General features: G+C 58.3%; 12 protein-coding genes. 9 read left to right on the top strand and 3 right to left on the bottom strand.

The genetic code is table 11. The features are described from left to right. Positions 1-61: 61 nt before the first annotated feature. Positions 62-1,201 carry a DNA polymerase III subunit delta' gene (locus HMPREF2625_RS01350; RefSeq protein WP_070520822.1) on the bottom strand — a complete coding sequence of 380 codons (1,140 nt, stop codon included), beginning with the start codon at positions 1,199-1,201 and terminating at the stop codon, positions 62-64. Further along, complete coding sequence (gene tmk / locus HMPREF2625_RS01355; protein ID WP_371440633.1) at positions 1,198-1,959, bottom strand: dTMP kinase; 762 nt, start codon at positions 1,957-1,959, stop codon at positions 1,198-1,200. Before tmk ends, HMPREF2625_RS01350 begins: the two co-directional genes overlap by 4 nt. 132 nt (positions 1,960-2,091) lie before the next feature. Here tmk and HMPREF2625_RS01360 point away from each other — a divergent pair, with 132 nt between their 5' ends. The 5 genes from HMPREF2625_RS01360 (at position 2,092) to HMPREF2625_RS01380 (ending at position 6,631) form a co-directional block, all read left to right on the top strand. Then, positions 2,092-3,285, top strand: a complete 1,194-nt coding sequence (locus tag HMPREF2625_RS01360; protein ID WP_070520901.1) for a trans-sulfuration enzyme family protein — start codon at positions 2,092-2,094, stop codon at positions 3,283-3,285. Positions 3,286-3,292: 7 nt separating this feature from the next. Continuing rightward, positions 3,293-3,637: a DUF2516 family protein gene (locus tag HMPREF2625_RS01365; RefSeq protein ID WP_070520825.1), complete on the top strand. Its 345-nt coding sequence runs from the start codon at positions 3,293-3,295 to the stop codon at positions 3,635-3,637. A gap of 200 nt (positions 3,638-3,837) precedes the next feature. Beyond that, positions 3,838-4,575, top strand: coding sequence for a phosphoglyceromutase (locus HMPREF2625_RS01370; protein WP_070520904.1), 738 nt, complete (start codon positions 3,838-3,840; stop codon positions 4,573-4,575). A gap of 170 nt (positions 4,576-4,745) precedes the next feature. Then, the gene (locus tag HMPREF2625_RS01375) at positions 4,746-5,903 is read left to right on the top strand and encodes a sensor histidine kinase (protein WP_070520828.1); all 1,158 of its coding nucleotides are present in this window, start codon (positions 4,746-4,748) and stop codon (positions 5,901-5,903) included. Between the two features lie 41 nt (positions 5,904-5,944). After that, entirely contained in the window at positions 5,945-6,631 is a 687-nt protein-coding gene (locus tag HMPREF2625_RS01380; RefSeq protein WP_004006589.1) for a response regulator transcription factor, read from the top strand. Between the two features lie 90 nt (positions 6,632-6,721). On the opposite strand, the gene HMPREF2625_RS01385 is transcribed toward HMPREF2625_RS01380, so the two are convergent. Continuing rightward, the gene (locus HMPREF2625_RS01385) at positions 6,722-7,426 is read right to left on the bottom strand and encodes a hypothetical protein (RefSeq protein ID WP_070520831.1); all 705 of its coding nucleotides are present in this window, start codon (positions 7,424-7,426) and stop codon (positions 6,722-6,724) included. A 286-nt stretch (positions 7,427-7,712) separates the two neighbouring features. Here HMPREF2625_RS01385 and ispD point away from each other — a divergent pair, with 286 nt between their 5' ends. The 4 genes from ispD (at position 7,713) to rlmB (ending at position 11,600) form a co-directional block, all read left to right on the top strand. Beyond that, on the top strand, positions 7,713-8,483 hold the full coding sequence (ispD, locus tag HMPREF2625_RS01390; protein WP_083295579.1) for a 2-C-methyl-D-erythritol 4-phosphate cytidylyltransferase: 771 nt from the start codon (positions 7,713-7,715) through the stop codon (positions 8,481-8,483). Between the two features lie 32 nt (positions 8,484-8,515). Further along, entirely contained in the window at positions 8,516-9,040 is a 525-nt protein-coding gene (ispF, locus tag HMPREF2625_RS01395) for a 2-C-methyl-D-erythritol 2,4-cyclodiphosphate synthase (RefSeq protein WP_070520834.1), read from the top strand. Between the two features lie 81 nt (positions 9,041-9,121). After that, positions 9,122-10,552 carry a cysteine--tRNA ligase gene (cysS, locus tag HMPREF2625_RS01400; RefSeq protein WP_070520837.1) on the top strand — a complete coding sequence of 477 codons (1,431 nt, stop codon included), beginning with the start codon at positions 9,122-9,124 and terminating at the stop codon, positions 10,550-10,552. A 61-nt stretch (positions 10,553-10,613) separates the two neighbouring features. Next, on the top strand, positions 10,614-11,600 hold the full coding sequence (rlmB, locus tag HMPREF2625_RS01405; RefSeq protein ID WP_070520840.1) for a 23S rRNA (guanosine(2251)-2'-O)-methyltransferase RlmB: 987 nt from the start codon (positions 10,614-10,616) through the stop codon (positions 11,598-11,600). Positions 11,601-11,805 lie beyond the last annotated feature (205 nt).

Below are 11,805 nucleotides of genomic sequence, written 5' to 3' on the forward strand. Positions count from 1 at the left end.
GGCGTTAGAAACTTCGCTTTTTCACGCTCAAGGCTCTTGTTGTGAGGGATGGAAAATACGGCTAGTGCACAAACCTACCCATAAACCCCTCAATAAGTAGGCGTGCGTTCGCATTAGTATGCAGCCTGCCGAGCACAACTTCAAGCGCCTGCACATGTTCCAGGGTTTGTGCGGCACTCGTGCGTGCGGCGAACTCGGCGAGCGCATCCCGGGCATGCTCATTCATGAGGGTAGACCCGGATTTGAGCTGCAGGGTGAGCACATCGCGCAGTACTGTCTGAATCTCCGTCATCGACCGCAGCAGCGTATCCGATTGGATGCGCTTCGCACGCCGTTTCTGCTCGTCCTCCAGCCGCCGCACCTGCGAGCGCAGGCTGGGGGAGATGCGTGCCCCTTCGGTGATACCCAGGATCGCCAATAGTTCGGAACGTTCCTTCTCGTCGCGCGCCGCGGCGGCTTCGGCTGCGTCCTGTTCCGCGAGCGTGATAAGCCTGTCCGCTGCCGCGTACGCAGAAGAAATAGAACGAATGTTCATAATGAGAAGCGGCAGAGTTTCGCGCCGCTGCAGGGCTGCGGGGTCGTGGGCCAGTCGGGCGGCGACCTCGGCATCACCCTGCGCGAGGGTTGCCGCGTGGCGTGCCAGCGCATCCTCAATCCCGTCGGCAGCGAGCTTGGCGGCAACATCGGCGATAGCAGGAACCGGAAGCTGCACGGGACGGCAGCGCGAACGAATCGTCACGAGCACATCGGTGGGGGAGGGGGCCGTTAGCAGCCAAATCGTGTGCGGCGGCGGTTCCTCGATAGCCTTCAAGAGAACGTTAGAGGTGCGCTCGGGCATGCGTTCGGTGTCTTCCATAAGGATCACGCGCCACCGCCCAACCGACGGCCTATCCTGTGCCTTCATCACAAGGTCGCGAGCGTCGTCAATGCTAATGCTGACCGCCTCGGTGCGAAAATGCGTAAAGTCCGAGTGCGAACCGTTCAGCACGGTCACACACCCCTTGCAGGTGCCGCATCCGCGATCGGCAGGATCGGGCTGTTCACACAGCAATGCCGCCGCGAAAATAAGGGCAGCTCGCCGATGCGGTGCCCCCGCCGCCCCGGTAAAAAGCCAGGCGTGCGTGGGGCGTTCGGCGGATGCGTCGCGGCGCAGCTGGTCAAGCGTGCCCGCGGGCAGAATCAGCTCATCCCACAGGCTCATAGGGCGTCCTCTCCGATACCACCGGAGGTAAAATGCGTGTTCGTACCGCCGTTATCGCGGGCTAACTCTCGGGACTCCAGGAGCGGACGAACAACCTCAAGCACCCGTTCGTGCACCGCATCCACGCTTCCACAACCATCCAGTACATAGTGCGCGCCGTCGGCGTTCTGCCGCGCAATATCAGCAAAAGCGGTGTGCACGCGGGCTTTGAAATCAGCGCCTTCCGCCTCAATCCGGTCTATGGTGCCGCGGTCGCTCATGCGCTGGGACTCATCGGTGAGGGGAACATCCAGCAGAATTGTGGCGTGCGGTATCAGATCTTCGGTTGCCCAGCGGCTTAAATCCGTGATGGTATCTTTGCCCAGATTACGCCCAATGCCCTGGTAAGCTGCGGAAGAATCGAGATAACGGTCGCTGAGTACTACCGCCCCGGCAGCGAGCGCGGGACGAATCTTCTGCGCCGCATGCGCCGCACGGGATGCAGCAAAAATCAGCGCTTCGGCACGGGCATCGACCTCACTGGAACCATGTTTAAGCACGAGTTCCCGCAGAGCCTCGCCAAGGGGTGTTCCGCCCGGTTCTCGGGTAGCAATTACGGTGTAGCCTTGAGCCTCTAGAGCGGCTTGAAGCCGGGCAAGCTGGGTAGTTTTGCCCGCACCGTCACCGCCTTCGAAGACGATAAAAAGCCCGCGGCGATCGGGCGCTGAACCCGGCTGCGCGGGCGTACTCTGTGGCGTGTAGTGCAGGGAATCGTTCACCCTACTAAGGGTACCGTGCCTGCCGAATGCGATAAAGGAAGGTGAACGTTTTCACGGCGTTGCCGAGCCAGAACATGACTTTCTGCGGTGTTCGGCGTGCATGTGAGCCTTCGCTGTGCCACTCTTAAAAGCATGAGTGAAGAGAAGATGTCAGCAGAGACCTATGTGGTGAGCGGTGGCCGTCCCGCGCATGAGCATGATGCGCCGGTGAACCCGCCGATTATTTTGTCCTCAACCTACCGTGGAGCCGGTACCGTTGATACCGTCTCCGATAAAGTGTATGCGCGGTTTGCCAACCCCACCTGGGAGGCTATGGAAGAGGTCGTCGCCGGGTTGGAAGGTGGCACACACGGTCTCTTATTCCCTTCAGGTATGGCAGCGATTGCCTCGATTCTGGATTTGGTGCCGGTCGGGTCGGTTATTCTCATTCCTAAACATGCCTACATGGCCTCTATTACCATGAGCAAGGACCTGCAGAAACGCGGTATTGCTGAGGTCGTGCGCATCGATCTAGAAGATACCGATTCGGTGATCGCAGCCTTCGAAGATGCTGCCGCCCGCACCGGTGTCACCCCCGAAACCGTGGATTATTCGGCTCCGAAGGTACTCGCCTGGCTGGAGAGCCCCACAAACCCCATGCTTGAGGTCGCCGACCTGCCCGCTATTTGCGCGGCGGCGAAACGTTTGGGCGTGGTGACTGCGGTCGATAACACCTTCGCCACCCCAATTTTGCAGAAGCCTCTCTCCTTCGGTGCTGACGTGGTGGTTCACTCTGCGACCAAGTTCTTAGCGGGGCATTCGGATGTGCTTCTGGGCGTTACGGTCACCTCGAACGAGGATCTATATCAGGCAATGCTGCACCATCGCATCACCAACGGGGCTATTCCCGGACCCGTGGAGGCATGGCTCGGCTTACGCGGTCTGCGAACTTTAGCGCTTCGCGTAGAGCGCTCAGTGCATAACGCGCAGAGGCTGGCTGAGCGCTTGAGCGAGCATCCGGCGGTAGAAGAGGTACGGTACCCCGGTTTGCCCGGCAGTAATGGGCATGAGCTGGCCAAGAAGCAGATGCACGGCGGTTTCGGCGCGGTGCTATGCGTGGTCTTGCGTGCCAGCGATGAACAAACGCAGCGTGTGGTAGAGGCTTTGCGCGTGTGGACTCCTGCAACAAGCCTGGGTGGTGTAGAATCCCTGATTGAACGTCGTCGTCGGCACGGGAGCGAACCCGACTCCATTCCGCCGTCGCTGCTGCGTCTATCGGTCGGCATTGAGAATGTTGATGATCTCTACCAGGATTTGGTGACCGCCATCGAGCAGGTCATCCAGTAAGGAAAATATGACTGCTCCTCTGCTTTTGTTTTATGCCACCCTGATTATTGACGGGGTGCTTGCCCTCGTGGTGGCGTGGATTTGTATTCTCGCCTTTGTGCGATCCGTCATGGCACCCGCGAATATGTACACGTTCAACGGCAAACGCTCTAAGAATTTCTGGATGGCTATGACCGGCTGTTCCGCTGCGGTTGGTCTGCTGGGGATTTGGAGCGCCTTGAGCGCCTTGAGCTTTACATATAACCCCAGCGCTACAAGCAGCGTGGTACTTTTCCAGCTGGTCGCCGCCACTATTTCGAGTGTTTTCCTAGCGGGAGTCTGGCCTGCCGTGGGCGGTAACCGCCGCTACTAGGCGCTCGTTTCGTCAAGGCGTGCAGCCCGTATCTTTCACCCGAGTATAGGGTGACTTTGACCTTTTCGGCGCGTGGCGCATCCGTGCAGGGTGCGCTACGCGCCGATTCGTCTTCTACCGCGAGATGTAGGGCAAGATGGCGGTGTGGTGTTGCTGGCATAAGCATGACAAACCGCCGCCCGCATGAAAAAATAGAAGCTATGACATACAAATTAGTACTCCTGCGTCACGGCCAGTCGGAGTGGAACGAAAAGAACCTGTTCACCGGCTGGGTCGATGTTAATCTGACTGATAAGGGTCGTGCTGAGGCTCAGCGCGGCGGCGAACTGCTGAAAGAGCGCAGTATCCTTCCCGATATTGTGCACACCTCATTGCAGCGCCGCGCTATCAACACCGCAAATATTGCCCTGGACGCGGCCGACCGCCTCTGGATTCCGGTCAAGCGTACCTGGCGTCTGAACGAACGTCACTACGGCGCTCTGCAGGGTAAGAACAAGTCTGAGATCCGTGAAGAATACGGCGACGAGAAGTTCATGACTTGGCGTCGTTCCTACGATGTGCCGCCTCCGCCGCTGGACGATAGCGACCCCTACTCGCAGGCAAACGATCCCCGCTACGCAGACGTTGAGAACGCACCCCGCACTGAGTGCCTCAAAGACGTTCTCGGTCGTATGCTTCCGTACTGGGAATCCGATATTAAGCCCGACCTTGCCGACGGTAAGACTGTGCTGGTCGCGGCGCACGGTAACTCCCTGCGCTCGCTCGTGAAGCATCTGGAGAACATCTCCGATGAGGATATCGCTGGTTTGAACATTCCGACCGGCATTCCGCTGTACTACGAGCTGGACGAGAACTTTAAGCCTCTCAAGCCGGGCGAGTACCTTGACCCTGAAGCTGCGAAGGACGCTATCGCGGCTGTCGCAAACCAGGGTAAGTAATTATTTAACGCGCATGGTAGGAGAACCCATCGTTCCGGTAGTGTTGAACTGACCGGGGCGGTGGGTTCTCACCGTTTTCAGAGCACCTCGGCACTGCAGCGGTCAGGTTTTCGCTTCAGATACAATGCACACCGCACATCAGATAAGCACTTTTAGGAAGGAATCGCCCGTTGAACGCAGGTCTTATCGCTTTTTCCTCCGGCGTTCTCGGACTGGCTCTAGGTCTTTTGAGCATGGGTATTCTGAGGCGGTTCGAGCGTGAACGACATCGCACGACCGTTGCTGAACCTGCTCTGAGCGATGGAGCGGCGCAGGTGCTTGCGGTTATTGGGCGTGCCTATGTGGTGGTAGACGAGGTTGGAGGGGTCGTGCAGGCTTCGCCGGGCGCCTACGCCATGGGGCTGGTGCGTGGGCACACCGTACTTTCGATTGAGCTCGCCGAGATGATCCGTACCGTGCGGCACCGCGGTATTTTCGTGGAAAAAGAACTTGAGATCGCCCGGGGCGAGGACGAATCCTTGGTGATCGACTTGCGCGTGGCTCCTGTGGGAAACGAATATATTCTGGTACTCGCCGATGACCGCACCGAAATATCGCGTGTGCAGCGGGTACGCAACGACTTCGTGGCGAACGTTTCGCATGAGCTGAAAACTCCGGTGGGGGCAATTAGCCTGCTTGCAGAGGCCATTGAGGAAGCCCGTGATGACCCGGAATCCATCGACTATTTTACGAGTCGTCTGCACAAAGAAACAAAGCGTCTGACCGCGCTGGTCCGCGATATTATCGAACTTTCCCGTCTGCAGTCCGCCGATGTTATCGGCAGCGGAAAATTAGTATCAATCAACAGCTTGGTGGCGGAGGCGGTGGATCGTTCCAAGCTCGCCGCCGAAGCCAAGAACATCACCATCCACACGGATGCCCACGCCGACCGCGAGGTTTACGCAGACCCCGAACTGCTTGGGATCGCGGTGCACAACCTCATTGAGAACGCGGTACGATATTCTCCCGAAGATACCCGCGTTGATGTCACGGTCGAAACCTCGCACGAGAACCTGTTGATTTCGGTGACAGATCAGGGCTCCGGAATCTCTGAGGAAGACCAGAAACGTATTTTTGAGCGTTTTTATCGTGTAGACCCGGCCCGCTCGCGGCAAACCGGCGGTACCGGTCTGGGTCTGAGCATCGTCAAGCACGTGATGGCGCAGCACGGTGGCATGGTCACCGTGGATTCGACCCTGGGGGAGGGCTCCACATTTACGCTGAGTCTGCCGCTTGCCGAGGCAGACCATTCGACCCCTGAAATCCTGGAATCTGCCGATAACTCGTGAGCTGAGCTACACTAGCTACAGGACTTAAAACAGAGGTAACGATGACGAAAATTCTGCTTGTTGAGGATGAAGAGGCGCTCTATGACCCGCTGTCCTTCCTGCTCGGGCGCGAAGGTTTTACGCCCGTTGTAGTCGATAACGGTCTGGATGCGGTGCCTGCCTTTGAGAGAGAAGACCCAGACCTAGTGCTCCTTGACGTGATGCTTCCCGGAATGTCCGGCATGGAGGTGTGTAAGAAAATTCGCGCATCCTCCTCGGTTCCGATCATCATGCTGACCGCTAAGGACTCCGAGATTGACAAGGTGCTCGGGCTCGAACTTGGGGCTGATGACTATGTGACCAAGCCGTACTCTTCGCGGGAGCTGATGGCGCGCATCCGGGCGGTGCTGCGGAGGCAGAGCCCCGACCACGGCGATGAGCAGGATCAGAAAGCTTTGGCAGCTGGTCCGGTGCGTATGGATGTGGAGCGTCACGTCGTCACCGTGGACGGTGAGGAAGTTTCCATGCCCCTGAAAGAGTTTGAACTTTTAGAGATTTTGCTTCGCAACACCGGTCGCGTGATGACGCGCGCCCAGCTGATTGAGCGGGTCTGGGGCGCGGATTATGTGGGCGATACAAAGACATTAGATGTGCACATTAAACGCCTGCGCTCTAAGATCGAGCCGAAGGCATCCTCACCTCGCTATGTGATTACGGTGCGCGGGCTGGGCTATAAATTTGAGGCGTAGAGACTCGCCCATCTCCATACAGAAAAAGGCTCTTTATGTCATATAAAGAGCCTTTTTCTGTACCTTGAGAGGGTGAAACCCTCACCAGCGCTACTGCACGTTCTCGTAGACGGGCACGCTCGCCGTAGGGGCCGGGGCGGGGACTTCCTCAGATTCGTCGTATGAAGGAGTCTCTGCCGGTTCAGGAGCCGTAGGCACAGCGGTCGCCGTATTCGTGGGAACGGCAGTTGCCGATGCACTCGGCGTTGGGGTTTTCGCAGGCGTGCTGGCACTGGGAGTTGCCGCATGAGAGGACTGCGAGGATGCACGCGAGCTCGCCGCATTCGGCATATAGGAAGCGTACTCCTTGAGAGTTCCGTCTAAGATCGGAATATTCAGGTTTGTGGACTGATCGTTCGAAGAAACCTGAGTATTCGTCAGGGTCTCACCGGGAGTCTGCGAAATCTTCGGCACGATCACCTGAGAATCATTGCTTTCTAAACGTACCTGCTGACCCTTGGCAACCTTGACGGATTTCTCGCCGCTGGGGAACGCGAAGGTAACGGTAATATCGTGGTCGCTCTTATTCAGGATAGTGCCGAGCAGACGACCATCCGCACCTTTGCCGGATGAAACCATCATGATATTGCGAAGCTCAACGCCGTTAAGATCGGCCTTAACCCCGTCGGATGCAGCATACTGCAGGGTTGTCGGCTGGGTATAGATATAACCGCAGCCGGTTGCTGATATGAGCGCGGCTGCAATAGCCACACCCGCACCGGCGCGCTTAAGAGAGTGGGAAACGGCGAACTTCACGGCGCGTCCTCCTAGATTCTGATGAGCCCTGCGACTCTGTGTGCGTGCATATAAAGCCGCCTTGCACGCGCAGTCCTTCGAGCGCACAGAAGCGACACAAGATTTGACTCTCGCACTCTAGTTTAGCAATGTGATGACAAATCGTCAGTATGAGACCTGTACATGACGCCGGTTTTATGCCCTCCTCGGGAAAACACCGTGGAACTTTGCGAGTCTCGCTCAGCGTCATAAACCTGCGCAAACATCTCAAAACCTCAGAAGCACATTATCGGGTACCCTCTTAGATGTGACTGAAAACTATCCAGAGGCTCTAGCCACGAATGCTTCCCCAGTAGCTCGCACCGCCATCGTCGTGCTCGGCGCGGGTTCCGGCACCCGCCTCAAAGAAAAGATGCCTAAAGCTGCCGTCGATGTGCACGGAAAAACCCTGCTGTACTGGGCGCTTGAGCGCGCGCGAACCTCGTGTATTGCAGAACGTATCGTCGTAACGGTTCCGACTGACTGCGCACACCGGTGCCCACAATTACTGACCGATGCCACCGAATTTGATGCTCTCGTCACGGAAGGCGGCAACACCCGCACCGCATCGGTTATCGCCGCCCTGGATGCGCTAGCCGCCGAAAATCCGTCCATCGAGCGGGTGCTTATTCACGATTGCGCCCGCGCGTTTACGCCTCCCCAGGTTTTCCGCATGGTCGCCCAAGCGCTGACTGCCGGGCATCGGGCCGTTATCCCCGTCGTTCCCGTGATCGACACCATTAAAACCGTAGATGCGCACGGCACTGTCACCGGCACGCCCTCCCGTGCGCTTATGCGTGCCGTACAAACCCCGCAAGGCTTCAGGATCGACACCCTGCGTGCCGCACATGAGCACAGCCGCACGCTTGAGGCTTCAGTCGCCGAGCAGATTACCGATGATGCGATGGCGGTCGAAGCATATGGAGAACAGGTACATACGGTGACTGGGCATGCCGACGCTTTCAAAATCACGACCCCGATCGATCTGCGCATAGCGCGCGCACTTTACCCGACCGCGCCGGAATCCGCCCGCTCCTGAAGCTAAGCACACAACTGCGACGAAAGGCAGCCATGACAGATGCAATCAGCACACAGAACCGTCCCACCTCTCAGGCCCCCCTCATACCCCGCGTAGGAACCGGCGTAGACGTGCATGCCTTTGGCGAGGAAAACACCGAACTGTGGATCGCGGGGCTGTACTGGCCGGACGAACGCGGGCTCAGTGGGCATTCCGACGGCGATGTCGTTGCGCACGCGGCCGCCGATGCGCTCTTTGCCGCCTCCGGTACCGGAGATTTGGGCAGTAACTTCGGGGTGGATCGCCCAGATATGGCGGGCGCATCCGGGGTGCGTATTCTCTCGGAGGCGGCGGCAATCGTGCGAGCGGCAGGTTTTGAGATCGGCAACATCAGCGTGCAGCTGATCGGTAACCGCCCCAAATTTTCGCCGCGCCGCGCAGAAGCCAATCGTGTTCTGAGTGAAGCGGCTGGGGCTTCGGTGACCGTTACCGCGACCACGACCGACGGCTTAGGCCTGACCGGACGCGGCGAAGGCGTTGCAGCCGTTGCCACCGCACTCCTTTACCCGGTGGTGTAGTTCCCACCCTCGACGGAAGATTATTAAAGAGAATCCGGCGGTACCCACCGCTCGGGTGTTATACCCCGTAAACTAGGTACTGTGACTATGCGTTTTTATGATTCAGCAACATCAAGCATCCGCGATTTTGAACCGGTAGTCCCCGGCGAGGCACGCATCTACTACTGCGGTGCCACCGTACAGGGCGAACCGCATGTGGGGCATATCCGTTCCGCCCTGGTCTTCGACCAGCTTGCGCGGTGGATGCGCTACCGCGGGTTCAAAGTCACCACCGTGCGCAATGTTACGGATATTGACGATAAAATTTTGGCGAAGTCCGTTGAATCTGCACAGTCCACCTACACTGGGGAACACCCCAACGAGCAGTGGTGGGCACTCGCGTATCGATACGAGAAAGTTTTTGCGCGCGCATATGCGACGTTGGGTATTGACCCGCCAACCTATGAGCCGCGCGCGACCGGTCACATCCCAGAAATGTTTAAACTTATTCAGCGCCTCATCGACCGCGGGCACGCATACCCGGCGCTTGACGATTCTGGGGATGTCTATTTCGATGTGCGTTCTTGGGAACAGTATGGCGCGCTCACCCGCCAGAGCGTGGATGATATGCAGGATTCCGCCGACGCAGACCCGCGCGGCAAGCGTGATCCCCGCGATTTTGCCCTGTGGAAGGGGTATAAGGAAGGCGAACCGCTGACCGCAGCGTGGGATTCGCCGTGGGGCCGCGGTCGTCCCGGCTGGCATCTGGAATGCTCGGCGATGGCGGGTAAATACCTGGGGAAGCGGTTCGATATTCACGGCGGCGGGCTGGATCTGCGTTTTCCGCATCACGAGAATGAACTGGCGCAGTCCACGGCGGCGGGCGATGATTTCGCTAACTTCTGGATGCACAACGGTATGGTCACCTACGAGGGCGAGAAAATGTCGAAGTCAATCGGCAACACCATTTCGCCCGTGCAAATGCTGCAGCAGGCTCGCCCCTTGGTAGTGCGCTATTACTTGGGTTCGGCACATTATCGTTCGGTGCTGGATTACCGCCCCACTTCTTTGGAGGAGGCACGGGTTGCTATCGAGCGTGTGGAGGCATTCCTCTCCGTCACCTCGGAGCTTATGGCCCCGGACCCACAGGAACGTCGCGTACCGCAGGAGTTTGCGGATGCGCTTGACGACGATATGAATATTCCGCGCGCGCTTGCGGTGCTTCACGAGCAGACTCGCGCCGGTAACGCCGCGCTTGCCGCTGGTGCGGATGCCTCTGAATGCGCAAACGCCGTGTGGGCTATGGTGAACGTGCTGGGGCTGACCTCGCTCATGAATCTTGACGGTTCGGGGGCTTCCGGTGCGGAACATCAGGCATTAGATGCGCTTATTCACACTATTTTGGAGCAGCGCGCGAGTGCCCGCGCCGAGAAGGATTGGGCGACCGCCGACAGGATGCGCGATGTGCTTGCCGCCGCAGGTATTACGGTCAAGGACGGCGCGCAGGGCTCTACATGGAGCCTTAACGCATAACACATTCCCCGAAACTCGCCCCGAAGCGGGCACGACAGACGTTGAACTAAAGGATACAGATATGGCTAAGGCAGGTTCGCGCCCCGGCGCTACCGCAAAGAAAAAGGGTGCGATGAAGGGTACCGGCGGTCATGGCCGGCGTGCGTTGGAAGGTAAGGGCCCTACCCCGAAGGCTGAGGACCGCGTTTACCACAAGGCGTATAAGATGAAGCGCGCGGCGGAGCGTCGCGCGGCTACCGGCACGAACCGCAAGTTCCAGACTCGTCTGGGCGGCAAACGTGTGAGTGATGAACTTGTTACCGGTCGCAACGCGGTTCTGGAGGCGCTTCGCACCAATATTCCAGCGAAGCACCTGTACGTGATGAGCCGTATTGAGGTTGATGACCGCGTGCGCGACATTATGACGACGGCGAATAAGAAAAACCTGCCCATGCTGGAGATCCCCCGCAGTGAGCTGGACCGCCTGACGGATGGCGCCGTGCATCAGGGGATCGCAATGCAGATTCCGCCTTACCAGTATCCGGATGCTACCGATTTGGTGCTGGACGTCATGGAGCGCTGGCATGCTGGCAAACTTAAATCGCCTCCGCTTTTCGTAGCTTTGGATGGTATTACCGATCCTCGAAATTTGGGTGCAATTATTCGCAGCGTTTCGGCCTTTAGCGGCGATGGGGTCATCATCCCCGAGCGTCGCTCTGCTGCGGTGACTGCGGGTGCCTGGAAAACGAGTGCGGGGGCGGCGGCGCGTATTCCGGTGGCGATGGCAACGAACCTAACGCGCGTGCTGCAACAGGCGAAAGAGCAGGGTATTTTTGTGATTGGTCTGGACGGTGGGGGAGACATAGACCTGCCGAATCTACAGCTCGCTTCTGAGCCTCTGTGCGTGGTGGTTGGTTCCGAGGGTAAGGGCCTTTCGCGTTTGGTGACGGAGACCTGCGATCAGATCGTGTCGATCCCTATTGATTCGGCTATGGAGTCTCTTAACGCCGCAATGGCAGTGGGCATTACTCTCTATGACGTATCCCGCCATCGCGCTGAGTCTCACTAACGCTCTTATCCGATGCGCGTGTGAAGCCTGATGTTCAGGTTCCACACGCGCTCGTGTATTTACGATGCAATGGGGTTGCAGCGGCAGAGCCCGAATACATACCGCGCTTGACGGCTTGTTTTGCTAGTGGTGTAAAACACTCACCTGTCAGGTTGCGGTGATGGGTGTGGGTGTGTATAGTTGTATGAGTCGCCGCGGCGAACGG

It is taken from the genome of Rothia sp. HMSC064D08, from assembly GCF_001809525.1.
GTDB lineage: Bacteria > Actinomycetota > Actinomycetes > Actinomycetales > Micrococcaceae > Rothia > Rothia dentocariosa.